A 15,884-nucleotide genomic window follows, 5' to 3' on the forward strand; every position below is an offset into this window, starting at 1 on the left:
GTTCAAGGAATAGACTATGTATACGAAATTGGCACTCCTCATCGATGGCGAATGGATCGAGGAAACCAGTACGGGAAGCGAAGCCGTTCTCAATCCGGCCACAGAACAGCCTCTCGGTACGCTGCCGCACGCCGGAACGGTAGAACTCGACCGCGCACTCGCGGCGGCAAGCCGCTCCTTTGAGGGCTGGAAGCGAACCTCGCCGTACGAGCGCGGCCAGATCTTGCGCCGAGCCGCTGACCTGATGCGCGAGCGTTTGGAGCACATCGCTACGGTGCTGACCTTAGAGGAAGGTAAGACCCTGGCGGAAGCGAAAGGTGAGATCACAGCGGCGGCAGAGTTCTTTGACTGGTTCGCAGAGGAAGGACGGCGTAGCTATGGCCGTGTCATCCCGGCGCGACAGCCCGATATGCGCCAGACCGTCACACAGGAACCGGTCGGTCCCGTCGCTTGCTTCACGCCGTGGAACTTCCCCGCCGTAACGCCGGCGCGTAAGATTGCTCCTGCTCTCGCCGCAGGTTGCACCTGTATCATCAAGCCGGCCGAGGAAACGCCGGGCACCACGCTAGAAATGGCGCGCGCGCTTGTCGATGCAGGATTGCCCAAAGGCGTGCTGAACGTGGTCTTCGGCGTGCCCGCTGACGTGTCCGAGTATCTCATTCGTTCGCCGGTGATCCGAAAGATTTCCTTTACGGGATCGACGCCGGTCGGACGTCACCTTGCTCGTCTGGCTGGAGAGACTCTGACTGTCGCCACCATGGAATTGGGTGGCCATGCGCCGGTGATTGTCGCAAAGGACGCTGACGTCCAGCGGGCCGCGGAGCTCTCCATGGCCATCAAGCTGCGCAACACTGGACAAGTTTGCACCTCGCCGACGCGTTTCTTCGTCGAACGCTCCGCGTACGAAGAGTACCTCGAACACGCTCGCGGATTCATCGAAAAGCAGGTGGTAGGCGACGGCCTGCAAAAGGGCACCACGGTCGGCCCTGTCGCCAACGTCCGCCGCGTCGCTGCTATGGATGACCTGATCTCCGACGCGTTGTCGCGATCTGCTCGCCTGGTGGTCGGCGGTGAACGGCTGAAGGGGAAAGGCTTGATGTACCGGCCCACCATCTTGGCGGAAATGCCCGACAAGGCGAGGGCCATGACAGAGGAACCATTCGGTCCACTTGCGCTGGTACAACCTGTTGATGACCTCGAACAGGCCATCGCTCGGGCAAACGCATTGCCTTACGGTCTGGCAGGCTATGCCTTCACCCGCTCCGCCGCAACAGCCAACCGTATAGCGGAGAAGCTGGAAGTCGGCGTTATCGGCATCAATCAGATGGTGGTGACGATACCCGAAACCCCCTTCGGCGGAATCGGTGACAGCGGCTGGGGTCGCGAGGGCGGCATCGAGGGTTTGGAATCCTATACTGTAAGAAAGTATGTTGGCCACCTTCATGTCTAATAGGCGATGAGACCGAAAGGAAAAGGAGCGCGGGACTTGAGCTTGGATGGGACATTTACGAGTTGGCGACCCCGGCGACTCGCCTCCGAGGGGCCGCGTTACCTTGCCTTGGTCAATGCTCTGGAGCAGGACATCGCCGACGGCCGGCTGTCCGATGGCGATCGCCTGCCGCCGCACCGCGACCTAGCTCGGCAGCTTAGTCTGTCCGTCGGCACCGTCAGCAAAGCCTATCAGGAGGCCGAACAGCGCGGTATCGTCAGCGGCCATGTCGGGCAGGGCACCTTCGTCCGCCGCCGTTCCGCCGCCCGAGCCGAGACGATGGCGAGACAAGAACCCGTCAATTTAGCGCTGAATGTACCGGTCGAAGGAAGCGAGACGCAGATCCTGTCCGCGTTGTTTGGTGAGGTAGTGCGCGAGCGTGATCTTGCACCGTTGCTGCGCTACCATCCGCACGGGGGCATCTGGAAGCACCGCGAAATCATCGCCGCCTCCTTGTCGGATAGTAGCTTCGCGATCAAGCCGGCTCAGTTGTTTCTGTGCAACGGCGCTCAGCACGCCATCGACATCGCCCTCCGCCTGGTGGCAAAGCCAGGCGACAGTATCTTAGTCGACACCTTCACCTATTCCGGCTTCAAGGCTATCGCTGCCGCCAGCCACCTCAACTTGGTATCGGTCGAGATGGACGACGAGGGAATAAAGCCGGACGCCTTGAAAAGGGCCTCCCGCACGTCCGGAGCGCGGGTGCTTTATTGCATGCCAACCTTACACAGTCCCACTGCTCGCACCATGAGTCTTGCTCGCCGGCAGCGCATCGCTGAACTCGCCGAGGAACTCGATCTCACCGTCATAGAGGATGACGTCTACGGTTTTTTCTTCACCGAGCGTCCTGTGCCAATCGCCTCGTTGGCACCAACCCGCACCTTCTACGTCACATCCTACTCCAAATGCCTTGCGCCAGCCTTTCGTCTCGGCACATTGACTGTCCCGGTATCCTACACCGCTCAAACTGAGCTCCTCCTGCACGCCTCTGCCTGGTTCGTGGCTCCGATGCTGAGTGAGATAGTGGTGCGGCTGGTCGAGAGCGGTAAGCTTGAAGAGCTTCTGCGCGAGCGGCGCCTGCAGGCGCTTGAGCGTTACCGGGTATTCCTGGACGTCTTTCCCAAAGCCGCAAAACTTCAGTTCCCGGCTTTCTACGGATGGTTGCCATTGCCTCCCGAGTGGTCCGCAGACCAATTTGCCGCCGCCGCCCGAGGCCGCGGCATACTTGTGACCCCGCGCATCGCATCCGCAGTTGGCGACGGAGACCCCGGCGCAACGCGTATCTGCCTTGGCGCGCCAAGAGATATTGTCGCACTCTCTGATGTGCTCCAGACTCTGCGAGATATCCTGGCTCGCCATCCAATAAACGTCGTTTCTGTCGCCTAACCACCGCTCGCTCGGCTTTCGGTGCGCTCAGCCTTGGCCGCCACCAAACACAGCGTTTTTTAAGAAGATGCGCTTTGCGTGCGCGCAATGTGGCTCATGAAATTAAATTCTTCCGAGCTAGACCGGCTATCAATCAGGGGCGGCAATGGACTCTGCATTGGCTGGTCATTTGATGTCATTAGCCTGCCTGCCAGGTTCGCAACACGCCGCTCATTGGAGAGATGGCGACTTGAGGCCCAAACACTCTTAGCCGTCAAAAAGGAATCGACGGTGCATGCGAACTCACCACGACGGGTTCGAGTAGGTGAAGCGAGCTACCAGAAGACATCGCTGCGCGTAGGCGCTGTTACAACAATGAGAGATGCGTGATGCAGGCCAACTCTGCTGGCTTTCTTGAAAGCGTCGACCAGAACTTCCGTCATTCCATGACGTTTCTCGATCTCCCTGAAGGATTGGCCGAGCGGATCATTCAATGCAACTCGACCTATACGGTCCGCTTCGGCGTGAGACTACGCGGCCGCATGTATAGCTTCATCGGCTGGCGATCAGTCCACAGCGAGCACTCTGAACCCGTAAAAGGCGGTATTCGCTACGCGCCAAACGCCGATGCCGAAGAGGTGGAGGCGCTTGCTGCGCTTATGACGCTCAAATGCTCGCTTGTCGATGTACCATTTGGCGGCTCGAAGGGGGCCCTCAAGATTGACCCGCGCGAATGGACCCCGCAGGAGCTCGAGCGCATCACCCGCCGCTTCACCCAGGAACTTAACAAGCGCGGCCTGATCGGCTCCGGTGTCAACGTTCCGGCCCCGGACATCGGCACAAGCGAGCGGGAAATGGCTTGGATGATGGACGAATTCCGCCGCGCCAACCCGACTGATGTCGTCAATGCGCGCGCCTGCGTAACTGGCAAGCCTTTGTCGAAGGGCGGTATTGCCGGTCGCGTCGAGGCAACGGGCAGGGGCGTGCAGTTTGCGATCCAGAGCTATCTTCGCGATCCGCGCACCTGCTATCACGTCGCAAAGTTCCTGTCCGAAGAGGACGGCGCCCGCGTAATCGACATTGCGGAGCGGGACGGCTATGTCGCCAATCCGAAGGGCCTCCCCATTGAGCTGCTAAAGCAGCATCAGCTCCTAACGGGCAGCATTCTTGGCTTTCCTGGCGCAACGTCCGTCGCTGGCGATATGACGGGCATCGAATTGCCCTGTGACGTCCTCATTCCTGCGGCGATGGAGAACGCCATTCATCCGGAAAACGCGGGCCGCATAAGGGCTCATCTTGTGGTAGAAGCTGCCAACGGCCCTGTCTCTTTCGAGGCTGACAAGATGCTCCGTTCCCGAGGAGTAACTATCCTGCCGGATCTCTATGTGAATGCCGGCGGCGTGGTCGTTAGCTATTTCGAGTGGGCGAAAAATCTGACGCGCATCCCCTTCGGCTTGATGGAACGGCGGCGCCGAGAAAGGCGAAACCAGACGATCGCCGCGGCGCTTGAACAGATGACCGGCAAGGAGTTCCCTGCCGATATGCGCGATGAGTTTCTTGAAGGAGGCGCAGAAATCGACCTCGTTCGATCCGGCCTTGAGGACGTCATGCGGAGCACCTGGGCACGTATTGCAGATCTCATGGAAGAACAGCCCCAACTCGGCGATTACAGGACCGCGGCCTATGTCGCCTCCATCCGACAAATCGCCGAAGCCTATGAAGCGATCGGGATCTGAGGAACGGAGACAATGGCGAGTCCTTATCCTTAAGTATGCTCGAGTGTTTCGTCCTCACTGTCCGTCTGAAGGATGGTTTGCGACAGGAGCACGGCGGCTCTTTGAAGTGGAGGAATGAAGCGGTCAAGCTCTGCAAAACTTACTCGCGCCACGGGCACCGATACACCGAGGCAAGCTATCAGCTCTCCGTCAGGGGAAACGATGGGAACAGCGCACCCGACGACGCCCTTTACATATTCCTCATTGGTCTTGGCCCAACCGTGATGACGTGTCTCCGCGAGAAGCCTCAGGAGCGTATCGCAGTCCACGATGGTGTTGTCAGTGTACTGCGTCAGAGTGAGGGAGCGACACAACTTCTCGCGGGCTCTCTCGGGTAACCGGCTCATGTAGATCTTTCCGGTCGAGGTGCAGTGAAGTGGAGCAGCCTCGCCGGGATTGAATTGAAGGCCCTGTGGCTGAGAGACGCGTACGCTGTCGACGTAGGCGACGACATTGTCGCGTACGACTCCGATCTCGCACTGCTCGCCGATTTCACCGGCAACCGCGCGGAGCACCGCATGCCGCCGCGCCGTGCGAAAGGCCGCGCCGATGACTTTGGCGGATAGCGTGACCAACTGATTGCCTACCACGTAGCGCTTCGATCCCAGCGCCTTCTGAAGCAGGCCGCGTTCTTCCAGATTTCCAACAAGCCGATGGGCCGTCGGGATCGGCAATGCCAGCGCATTTGCGATTTCCGCAACCGAGACGGCCTTCGTCTGATTGGCGACGTAACCCACGATGGCGAAGGCCCGGTCTAGAGGCCCAACCGCCTTTTCTTGATCCGCCATGCGAATCTCCTCGAATAGCGGAGTCCATAATTATCATTTTCCGGAGTAATTCATACTAAAATATGACAATACTGTTTGAATGCACCTCCCCGTTGCTCATATCGTTGGCGTTGTCGCCATCTGATTGGTTTTTGTGCAATAGCACGGGCCGGGGTGGGGGAGCGGCTGAGTCCTGGATTCGGCTGGTTCGGGACCTGTTCGAAGAGGAGATGGAATGTCCCGTCATTACGACGTGGAAGCTGTGCGCAAGGAGTTCCCGGCAGCCGATAGGATGGTCTATCTCGACTCCGGCTTTCAGACGCCGCTGGCGCGTCCCGTAATGGCGGCGATCGAAACCTTCCTTCGTGAAGGCCTGGAGACGGCCGGACCGAAAAGCGTATGGCTCGACCGGGTCGAGCAAACGCGCGCCAAAGTCGCCCGTTTCCTTGGGGTGTCGGCTGACGAAATTGCCTTCACGAAGAACACGTCGGAAAGCATGAACATCGCGGCGAACGCGTTGCCTCTGTGTGCTGGCGACAATGCTTTGATGATCCATGGGGATCATCCGAACAACGCCTATGCCTTTCTCAATTTGAAGAAGAAGGGCGTCCAGATCAACTTCCTTCCGATGACGGACGTCGTAAACGCCGACACTTTCCTTCCTCACATCAACGAGAAGACCCGCGCGATCTCCCTGTCGTACGTCACCTTCCACGCCGGACATCGCTTCGATATCGAGAGCATCGGCGCTCTGTGCGCGGCCAAGAAGCTCTACTTCGTCGTCGACGTCATGCAAGCGATCGGGGTCGTTCCGATCGACGCGAAAGCCATCCAGGCAACCTTCGTTGGCTCCGGGAGTCACAAGGGGTTGCTCGTCCCTCAAGGTCTCGGGCTGCTCTATTGGGACAAGACCCGGAAGGAGCTTGAGCCCGCCTACCTCGCCGCTGCCAGTCTCGCCGAGAGTCCTGAAGATCTCATCGCTCGCCCTGACCGCTTGGCGCCGTCTCCCACCGCGCGGCGTTTTGAACTAGGAAACTTCAATCTTCCGGCAATTCACGCGCTCGGAGCCTCGCTCGACATGATCGAGCAGATCGGCGTCCAGAACATCCAGAACCATTGCTTCGACTTGGGCGATCATCTCATTGCCCAGCTGGACGAGCTCGACCTCAGTCTCGTCGGTCCCCGCCAGCGGCAATATCGATCGCCCCACATCTACGTCGTTGGCTTGCCCGCGACAGAATGGCTCGGTTACTTCGAGGAGAATGGCGTACGTGTTTCCCCCGAGCGCGACGGCATCCGTGTGTCGTTCGGCATGTTCAACACGATCACCGATGTGGATCGTCTGGTTCATCTCATCCGTGGACGCCGATCAAAAAAGTCATCCAGGGCCGCTTAGAATTTGGCATGGGAGCTGTTCGAGACAACGCGCGCGAGGCAGCGGCCAGATCCCGCCGAAGAGCGAAGGTCATGCCCTCCCGCTTACCGGCGCGTCAAAGGAGAGGATCGCGCATTGAAGTAATGCGGTCGATGAGTGCCGGCACAAAGCGCACGACGACCCGCCATGCGGAGCATGGTCGTCGAGCACGCTTGCAATCGTGAGGTTCGCGATGTTCGGAGTTCTTCTTGAAAAGACCATGGATGGCCAGCGATACATCGATTGGCTTCTTTCGGGTCTTGGTTGGACGTTGGCGATTGCCTTCCTCGGTTGGTGGATTGCGTTCGCGATCGGAGTTGTCGTCGGCATAGGTCGAACCGTACGAAGCCCCTTCTACGGGGCCTTGGCGCGATTGTACGTGGAGATCTTCCGGAACATCCCCGTCCTCGTGCAGATGTTCCTCTGGTACTTCGTCCTGCCCGAGCTTCTTCCGAGTGCCATGGGTGATTGGATAAAGCAGATACCCCCGCCCTGGGGATCTTTCTTTCCGGCTTTGTGGTGCTTGAGCCTTTACACCGCCGCGCGCATCGCAGAACAGGTTCGCGCAGGCATCGAAGCTTTGCCTAACGGGCAAACCGAAGCGGCTGCCGCGCTCGGCCTAAGCGGATATCTGACCTATCGCCACATCATCCTGCCGCAGGCACTCCGCCTCATCGTGCCAAGTCTGACAAGCGAGGTGATGGGCATCTACAAGAATACGTCTGTTGCGCTGACCATTGGCTTGATGGAGCTGACCGCTCAGGCGCGCCAAATCAGCGATGCTACGTTCCAGACCTTCGCTGCATTTGGGGCCGCCACGCTCATCTATCTCGCTTTGGCTCTGATCGCCTACCAGACGATGATGCTCATCGACAAAGCTGTGCGCATTCCCGGTACCGCACCGGGCAGGGAAGCCGTAGGGGCAGATGTCGACGACGCGATGCTCGAAAGTCCTTTGCCTGGCGACATGGAGGTCGTGAAATGAACAGCCTCGATTTAGCGATTGTCGCGCAGGCATGGCCCTATCTATGGTCAGGATTGCTGTTCTCGCTTTCCTTGACGGCAGCCGCCTTCCTGATCGGAATGCTTCTTGGAACGCTCTTCGCCCTCGTGCAGCACTTTGAGCTCCGCATTCTGAGCCAGCTCGTCCGCAGCTACGTCGCCCTGATGCGATCGATTCCGCTCATCCTCGTCTTGTTCTGGTTTTTCTTCCTGGTGCCCATCGTTTTGGGGCACCTTTCAGGCAATGGTCGTCCGATTCCGGTCGGTGCCACCTATACGGCGTTCATCACGTTCGGCTTGTTCGAGGCCGCCTACTATTCGGAAATCATCCGCGTCGGGTTGCGCGCGGTAAACAAAGGACAATTCGAAGCTTGCCATGCTCTCGCCTTGTCGACATTCGACACCTATCGCCACATCGTCTTGCCGCAGGTGTTCCGGGTCGCCAGTCCGATCATACTCAGTCAGACGATCATTCTGTTTCAGGATACCTCCCTCGTCTACGTCCTGTCGCTCACTGATCTCCTTGGTGCGGCTTCGAAGATTGCGCAGCTCAACGGTCGTCTCGTCGAGATGTATCTGGCGGTGGCCGTTGTCTATCTCATCATAAGCTCCGCCGCGTCCCAATTCGTCGCCTCGCTCCGCAAGCGATACGCGGTCGCGGGCGCGCACCGATAGTCAATGCAACGGCCTGTCGTTCCCTTGGGCTATACAACACGGAGACCAGCATGCAGCAAGAGCGAGCAGTTAGCCCGGGCGACCAGTTTCCGATGGTCGTTGTAGAGCGCCTCGTCAAGCGGTTCGGCAGCTTCAACGCCCTCAGCGATGTCAGTCTCACCGTCGCAAAAGGAGAAAAGATTGTGCTCTGCGGCCCGTCGGGTTCGGGCAAGTCGACTCTGATCCGCTGCATCAACCATATCGAAAAGCACGATTCCGGCCGGATCGTCGTCGATGGAGTTGAACTGACAGATCGGATTCGGGACATCAACAGCGTTCGCTGCGAGGTCGGAATGGTCTTTCAGAGCTTCAACCTGTTTCCGCATCTCTCGGTGGTCGAAAATTGCATGCTGGCTCCGATGAAAGTCAGGGGGCTTGCTCAGTCTGAGGCACATGACCGGGCGATGGTGCTGTTGAGGAAGGTCCGGATCCACGATCAGGCCAAGAAGTATCCCGCGCAATTGTCGGGCGGTCAGCAGCAGCGTGTCGCTATAGCTCGCGCGTTGTGCATGCAGCCCAAGATCATGCTGTTCGACGAACCGACCTCTGCCCTCGACCCGGAAATGGTCAAAGAGGTGCTCGAAACCATGGTTGAGCTCGCGCAGGACGGGATGACGATGGTCTGTGTCACGCACGAAATGGGTTTTGCGCGCGACGTTGCGGATCGTGTGGTCTTTATGGATCGCGGCACAATCGTGGAAGAGGGGGATCCCGAAACTTTCTTCCGCGCACCGAACACGGAGCGAGCCAAGATCTTCCTCAACCAAATTATTCACTGAGGCCGCGCTCTGCGCGATCCTCATCGTCTCAACCAACAAGACGCAAAGACGCGTCTCACTCGAACAGAGGGGTTCCATGTCTAGAATGCCTGCACTGCCTTCCGCGATTGCGATCGCGGTATTCTCGGTCTCCGCGGCTCTGGCGGGGCCAACGCTCGACAACATCAGGTCAAAAAAAGCGATCACCATCGGTTATCGCGAAACTTCGATTCCCTTTTCCTATCTCGGTGCTGACCAGAAGCCCGTCGGGTTTTCCCTGGACTTATGCACGCACGTCGTCGATCGTCTGAAGGCCGATCTCGGCACCCCAGATCTTCAGGTCAAGCTCACGCCGGTCAACTCGTCCAACCGCATCCCGCTGATCCAGAACGGCACGATCGATCTCGAGTGCGGCGGCACTGCCAGCAGCAAGCAGCGTCTGGAACAGGTCTCATTCAGCGTTTCAACCTTCGCCAGCCAAACGGCTTGGCTCACAAAGGTGTCGAGCGGGCTCAAGACACCGAAAGACCTAAGGGGAAAGACCGTTGTCGTCACACAGGGGTCCGATGCTCTCGGCATTGCCAAAGGCATTTCGCAGGACGACGATCTCAATCTGACCATCGCGCAAGCTAAGGACCATGCGGAATCATTACTGTTGCTGACCACCGGGCGTGCAGCCGCGTGGGTCGAAGCCGACATTCTCTTGGCCGGTATGAGGGCGGACTATTCCAAACCCGCTGACCTCACCTTCCTGAAAGCCAACTACGGCACGATCTACTATTATGGCCTGATGTTCTCGAAGGATGATCCCGACTTCAAGAAGGTGGTCGACGACGTTCTCTCCAAGCTCATGGCGTCCGGCGAGTTCACTAAGATCTACGACAAATGGTTCATGGCTGCGATCCCTCCGAAGAACATCAATCTCGGCTTCCCAATGACCGACGCCCTTAAAGAGCGCGTTGCCCATCCCAGTGATGTGGTCAACAACTGATCTTGCCCGCGGCGGTCCCGAAGGGCCCGGTGGCTGCCGCCAGACCTGCACCATGGTCTAACGCTTGCGCGATCACACATGAGAACGCAGGCGACTGTCTTACCTGAAGGGAGTCCAAAATGCGTAAAGTGGCGGTCGGCTGGGAGACAACGACGGACTTCGATCGACGGATCGCACGATGGGTCGAGGAGACGCCCTTTGTGGATACCCATGAGCATCTGATTGAGGAAAGTCAGCGCCTGTCCGGAGCGATCCATCCACGAACATTGCCGTGCAACGACTGGGCCTATCTATTCAGATCTTATGCCGCTGAGGATCTGGTGGTTGCCGGTCTGCCGGCAGCTGACCTGCGCAGGTTTCTCGGGCCGGATCTTCCGAGCCAGGAAAAGTATCGGCTGATCGCCCCCTACTGGGACCGCATCCGCCACACGGGCTATGCCCAAGCCCTGCGTCATACGTTTCGCGGCATTTACGGTGAAGAGGACCTGACCGCCGAGAGCCTGCCCCGCATCGCCGAGAAATACCGTGAAACCGTTCAGCCCGGATTCTACGCACGCATCCTGGGCCTAGCAAACATCAAGGGCTGCCACGTCAACTCGTTACAACGCATCTTTATGGAGACCGAGCAGCCCGGCTTGCTCGATCACGACATAAGCATCCTTCAATTGTGCCGGTGCAGTGCTGCGGACTTCGCGTGGGTGGAGGCGGAGACAGGCAGGTGCCCAACGACGCTCGATGAGTGGCTCGACGTCATCGACTTCTATTTCGCAACATACGGCGCCAAGGCCGTCGCTGTAAAATCGCAAATTGCCTATTCGCGTGCTCTGAATTTTGAGCCAGTCACCAAGGCGCATGCGGCCAGGCTATTTCCCCACCATGCCGACAGAGTCGGCGCATTGCACGCGCTCGGTCCTGAGGACCTCAAGGCGCTGCAAGACTATCTATTCCGCTATTGCGTCGGCAAGGCTGGCGAGTGCGGCTTGCCGGTTAAACTGCATACCGGCGTTTTGGCCGGCTACGGCGTGATGCAACTCGGCCGTACCCACAACAATGCGGCAGACGTCTGCCGTCTGCTCCAAGACTTTCCGGAGACCCGTTTCGTCCTGATGCATATCGGCTACCCATATGAGCACGAGTTTATCGCGCTGGCCAAACATTATCCTAACGCCGCGATCGACATGTGCTGGGCGTGGATTATCAATCCGGTGGCGGGCGTTCGCTTTCTGAAGGAGTTTCTGATGGCGGTTCCGTCCAACAAGCTCTTTACCTTCGGTGGCGACTATGTCGCTGTCGAGCCAATATATGGCCATGCGGTCGTCGCGCGCCGTGGAATCGCGCAGGCACTCTCTCAACTCGTCGCGGAAGGGTGGATAGCGCTTGAGGACACCCGTGGCCTGATCGAGCGAATCATGCGCGGCAACGCGCTCCAGTATTTTCGGAAGGGGCATCGAGAGGATGCGACACAGCCGTGAACGGCGGACTATCGCTTTGAAAGTTTGCCGATCTTCATGAGCGTCAATTCGGCGTCGGGCGACCACTCAGGGCAACTGTGCAAAATCACTGTCTCGTCTAGGCGGTAAGATCGTGGTCGGGGAACCGGGCTATGATAGCCTTCCACACTTCTGAAGCCTGTTTGAAATCGCCGCTATTCCAATACGCGCCACCGAGTGCAAACCTGGCCATCATGGCGCAGGCCTTCAAAAATCCCAACTCACGGCGAACCCCGTTCTCGGAGAGAAAGGCCGCGACGAATTCACAACAAATTGGGTGAAATGATCGTGAACAAAACGTGTGGAAACATACGCCATGGCAAGAAAAATCAATAGCTTAGAAGATATCCGCGGCGTCGAGAAAACAGGGCTGCCAACTCGGGATTGTTCATGCCACGAGCCTGGGAATTTCCTGTTCTACCAATCGCAACAATCGGGTGTTGCGCCTCCCTGATTTGAACCTACTCGCTGAAATTTTTGGCGGCGACGGATCGCGCGCGAACGGTGGTTTTTGGCCGGCTGTCGAGACCCGACGTTCCGAGTTAGGCTGCTCTCCGCTAAGAAGACAGGACTTCCGAAGTAGCGGGTTTCGCGGTGTAGCGGACTAGGGGCTCGAATCCCCGACCAAGCCTGCTGAGAGACCATCTCTCGATGCATAGCAAGGCACAGGCTTCCAGTAGCGCGGAGGCTACCCCGCGTTGGCCTTCAGCCCCGCCGCCTGGATGCCCGCGACCGCACAGGCCTCGTCATTGTCGGAGGTATCACCGGACACGCCCACCGCGCCCAGAAGGGTCGCGCCGTCCATGATCAGCACGCCACCAGGGACCGGCACCAGCGCGCCCTTGGCGATCGTGTTGACGGCATCGATGAAATAGGCCTGCTCCTGGGCGCGCTGGAACAGGGCGCGCGAGCCCATGCCCATTGCGAGTGCGCCATAGGCCTTGCCGTGCGCGATCTCGGCGCGCATCAGGCTGGTGCCGTCCTGCGCGGCGGCGATCTTGAGTACGCCGCGCGCGTCCAGGATGGTGACGACCAGCGGCTTCAGCTTCAGCTCGACGGATTTTGCGAAGGCGGCGTCGAGGATCTTGCGGGCGGTGTCGAGGGTGAGGTCAGCCATGGCTGGTTTCCTTTGCAGCGGTTGAGGTGGAATTGGTTCCGGCACGATCGAGGCTCATTGCCAGGACGCGTGCGACGTGAAGCGCCTCGCGCTGGGCGCCGTCATGGATCTGGTGCCGGCACGAGGTGCCGTCGGCGACGACCAGCGTGCTCTCGTCAGCGCGCCGCACCGCCGGCAGCAGCGACAGCTCGGCCATCTCGATTGAGGCATCATAGGTGTCGGCACCATAGCCGAAGGCGCCGGCCATGCCGCAGCAGCTGGACTCGATTGTTTCGACCTTCAGGCCGGGCACGAGCCGCAGCACCTGTTCGACCGGCTTGAAGGCGCCGAAGGATTTTTGGTGGCAATGGCCGTGCACGACGGCTTTTTCGGCGACGTGGCCGAGCGGCAATTGCAGCCGGCCGGCCTCGGCCTCGCGCACCAGAAACTCCTCGAAGGTGAGCGCATGGGCGCCGACGGCCTTGGCGTCCTTGTCCTTGCGCAGTGAGGCGAGTTCGTCGCGCAGTGTCAACAGGCAGCTCGGCTCGAGGCCGACGATCGGCACGCCGCGCGCGGCAAACGGCGCGAAGGCGGCGACGAGACGATCAAGCTGGGACCTCGCTTCATCGACGAGACCAGCCGACAGGAACGTGCGACCGCAGCAGAGCGGGCGACTGCCGCTCGCAGGCTTGGGCATGTGCACGCGATAGCCACCCGCCGTTAGCACGCGGAGCGCAGCGTCGAGATTCTCGCGCTCATAGATGCGGTTGAACGTATCGGCGAACAGCACGACCTCACGGCCGCCCTCTGGCCCAACGCTGTCGGCCGGTGGCACGAACACGTCGCTGCGGAAGGCGGGGAGCGCCCGGCGCGCGCTGATGCCGGCAAACCGCTCGAACAGCTTTCGCAGCAGCGGGCTGCTGTTGCGCAAATTGGCGAGCGGAGCGAAGCGCGAGGCAAGGCCGGCGTAACGCGGGAGATAGCCGACCAGGCGGTCCCGCAGCGTCAGGCCGTGCGAGGCGGTGCGCGCGGCCAGCACCTCGATCTTCATCTTGGCCATATCCACGCCGGTCGGGCACTCATGGCGGCAGGCCTTGCAGGACACGCAGAGCTTTAGGGTCTCCATCATCTCGTCGGAGGCGAGCGCATCGGGGCCGAGCTGACCGGAGATCGCGAGCCGCAAGGTGTTGGCACGACCTCGCGTGACATCCTTCTCGTTGCGCGTGGCGCGATAGGACGGGCACATCACGCCGCCCTCGAGCTTGCGGCAGGCGCCGTTGTTGTTGCACATCTCGACCGCGCCCTGGAAACCGCCGCCGGCGCCGGGCCAGGCGGACCAGTCGAGCTTCGTCTTCAGTTCGCCAACGCGATAGTCCGGCTTGAAGCGGAACAGCGAGCGATCGTCCATTTTCGGCGCGTCGACGATCTTGCCGGGATTGAGGACGCCAGCGGGATCGAAGCGCTGCTTCACCTCCCTGAAGTCGGCGACGAGACGCCCGCCGAACATTGTCTCGTGGAATTCCGAGCGCACCAGGCCATCGCCATGCTCGCCAGAATGCGAGCCCTTGTATTCGCGCACCAATGCAAACGCCTCTTCGGCGATGGCGCGCATCGCCTTGACGTCCTTCTCCAGCTTCAGATTCAGCACGGGCCGCACATGCAGGCAGCCCTCGGAAGCGTGGGCGTACATCGTGCCGCTGGTGCCGTGCGTCGCGAATACCTCGTTCAGCCGGGCGGTGTAGTCGGCGAGATGCGGCAGCGGCACGGCGCAGTCCTCGACGAAGGAGACGGGCTTGCCCTCCTGCTTCATCGACATCATGACGTTGAGGCCGGCGGCGCGGAAATCGGCGATGCCGCTCTGCAGCGCCGGTTCGGTGATCTCGACCACGCCGCCCCATTTGCGCGTGTCGTTATTCCAGCCGAAGCCGAGATCGCCCATCAGTTCGGTGAGCTGCTTCAGGCGTTGCAGATTGTCCGCCTGGTCTTCCTCTGCGAACTCGACCACCAGCACCGCATCCGGATCGCCCTTGATCGCGGCGGAGATGATCGGGCGGAACATCGCGATGTCGCGGCCGAGCGCGATCATGGTGCGGTCGACCAGCTCGACCGCGATCGGCTTGAGCTTGACCAGGTGCTGGGCCGCGTCCATGGCCTCGTAAAAGCTACCGAAATGGCAGACGCCGAGCGCCTTGTTGCGGATCACGGGCCAGAGCTTCAGCTCGACCTTGGTGGTGAAGGCGAGGGTGCCTTCGGAGCCGACCAGCAGATGCGCCATGTTGTTCGGCGCGTTGCGCGGCACCAGCGCATCGAGATTGTAGCCGCCGACCCGGCGCTGCACTTTTGGAAAGCGCGCCGCGATCTCGTTGGCTTCGCGGCTGCCGAGATCGAGCATGTCGCGGAATAGCGCCCGTGCGCTGTCACTGGCATCGATGTCGGAGAGATCGCGCGACACCTCGCCAAAGCGGCTCAGCGTGCCGTCGGCGAGGGCGGCCTCCATCGACAGCGTATTGTCGCGCATGGTGCCGTAGCGGAGCGAGCGGCCGCCGCAGGAATTGTTGCCGGCCATGCCGCCGATGGTGGCGCGCGAGGCGGTGGAGACGTCGACCGGAAACCACAAGCCGTGCTTTTTGAGCTGGCGGTTGAGGTCGTCGAGCACGATGCCGGGCTCGACGACGCAGGTGCGGCCCTCGACGTCGAGCGACAGGATACGGTTGAGGTGCTTGGAGAGATCGACCACCAGCCCGTCGTTGACGGTCTGGCCGCATTGCGAGGTGCCGCCACCGCGCGGGGTGACCTTGCGGCCCTCATCGCGGGCGATCGCCAGCGCCCGCAGCGCCTCGTCCATGGTCCTGGGGACTACCACGCCAGCCGGCATGATCTGGTAGAACGAGGCGTCGGTGGCGTAGCGGCCGCGGCTGAAGGGGTCGAACAGGACGTCGCCGGTCACTTCCGACCGCAGGCGCCGTTCGAGCGAGGAAGCGTTTGTCATCCCTGATCCCGGACTGCCCCAGCGAGGCCTAGGC

At 60.3% G+C, this 15,884-nt stretch carries 12 protein-coding genes; 9 read left to right on the forward strand and 3 right to left on the reverse strand.

Going from position 1 to position 15,884, the window contains the following annotated elements; genetic code table 11:
• Window positions 1-16: 16 nt before the first annotated feature.
• The 3 genes from AAFG16_RS18230 (at window position 17) to AAFG16_RS18240 (ending at window position 4,590) form a co-directional block, all read left to right on the forward strand.
• Window positions 17-1,450 carry an NAD-dependent succinate-semialdehyde dehydrogenase gene (locus AAFG16_RS18230; RefSeq protein ID WP_342740071.1) on the forward strand — a complete coding sequence of 478 codons (1,434 nt, stop codon included), beginning with the start codon at window positions 17-19 and terminating at the stop codon, window positions 1,448-1,450.
• A 36-nt stretch (window positions 1,451-1,486) separates the two neighbouring features.
• Entirely contained in the window at window positions 1,487-2,875 is a 1,389-nt protein-coding gene (locus AAFG16_RS18235) for a PLP-dependent aminotransferase family protein (protein ID WP_342740072.1), read from the forward strand.
• 425 nt (window positions 2,876-3,300) lie between these two features.
• Entirely contained in the window at window positions 3,301-4,590 is a 1,290-nt protein-coding gene (locus AAFG16_RS18240; protein ID WP_342740935.1) for a Glu/Leu/Phe/Val dehydrogenase, read from the forward strand.
• 29 nt (window positions 4,591-4,619) lie between these two features.
• Here AAFG16_RS18240 and AAFG16_RS18245 read toward each other — a convergent pair whose 3' ends face one another.
• Window positions 4,620-5,417 carry an IclR family transcriptional regulator gene (locus AAFG16_RS18245; protein WP_342740073.1) on the reverse strand — a complete coding sequence of 266 codons (798 nt, stop codon included), beginning with the start codon at window positions 5,415-5,417 and terminating at the stop codon, window positions 4,620-4,622.
• 214 nt (window positions 5,418-5,631) lie between these two features.
• On the opposite strand from AAFG16_RS18245, the gene AAFG16_RS18250 reads away from it, so the two are divergent.
• The 6 genes from AAFG16_RS18250 to AAFG16_RS18275 all read left to right on the forward strand — a co-directional run bounded on the left by AAFG16_RS18250 (window position 5,632) and on the right by AAFG16_RS18275 (window position 11,747).
• On the forward strand, window positions 5,632-6,792 hold the full coding sequence (locus AAFG16_RS18250; RefSeq protein WP_342740074.1) for an aminotransferase class V-fold PLP-dependent enzyme: 1,161 nt from the start codon (window positions 5,632-5,634) through the stop codon (window positions 6,790-6,792).
• A gap of 211 nt (window positions 6,793-7,003) precedes the next feature.
• Entirely contained in the window at window positions 7,004-7,795 is a 792-nt protein-coding gene (locus AAFG16_RS18255; RefSeq protein ID WP_342740075.1) for an amino acid ABC transporter permease, read from the forward strand.
• Window positions 7,792-8,487: an amino acid ABC transporter permease gene (locus tag AAFG16_RS18260; protein ID WP_342740076.1), complete on the forward strand. Its 696-nt coding sequence runs from the start codon at window positions 7,792-7,794 to the stop codon at window positions 8,485-8,487. The genes AAFG16_RS18255 and AAFG16_RS18260 overlap by 4 nt, the downstream gene beginning before the upstream one ends.
• 50 nt (window positions 8,488-8,537) lie before the next feature.
• Window positions 8,538-9,305 carry an amino acid ABC transporter ATP-binding protein gene (locus AAFG16_RS18265; protein ID WP_342740077.1) on the forward strand — a complete coding sequence of 256 codons (768 nt, stop codon included), beginning with the start codon at window positions 8,538-8,540 and terminating at the stop codon, window positions 9,303-9,305.
• Window positions 9,306-9,381: 76 nt separating this feature from the next.
• Entirely contained in the window at window positions 9,382-10,275 is an 894-nt protein-coding gene (locus tag AAFG16_RS18270) for an amino acid ABC transporter substrate-binding protein (protein ID WP_342740078.1), read from the forward strand.
• A 119-nt stretch (window positions 10,276-10,394) separates the two neighbouring features.
• On the forward strand, window positions 10,395-11,747 hold the full coding sequence (locus AAFG16_RS18275) for an amidohydrolase family protein (RefSeq protein ID WP_342740079.1): 1,353 nt from the start codon (window positions 10,395-10,397) through the stop codon (window positions 11,745-11,747).
• A gap of 706 nt (window positions 11,748-12,453) precedes the next feature.
• On the opposite strand, the gene AAFG16_RS18280 is transcribed toward AAFG16_RS18275, so the two are convergent.
• Together AAFG16_RS18280 and AAFG16_RS18285 are read right to left on the reverse strand one after the other, a co-directional pair.
• Entirely contained in the window at window positions 12,454-12,882 is a 429-nt protein-coding gene (locus tag AAFG16_RS18280; protein WP_283085711.1) for a heme-binding protein, read from the reverse strand.
• A complete protein-coding gene (locus AAFG16_RS18285; protein WP_342740080.1) occupies window positions 12,875-15,850 on the reverse strand; it encodes an FAD-linked oxidase C-terminal domain-containing protein in 2,976 nt (991 codons plus the stop codon). Before AAFG16_RS18285 ends, AAFG16_RS18280 begins: the two co-directional genes overlap by 8 nt.
• Between the last annotated feature and the right edge of the window lie 34 nt (window positions 15,851-15,884).

It is taken from the genome of Bradyrhizobium sp. B117 (assembly GCF_038969555.1).
Taxonomy (GTDB): domain Bacteria; phylum Pseudomonadota; class Alphaproteobacteria; order Rhizobiales; family Xanthobacteraceae; genus Bradyrhizobium.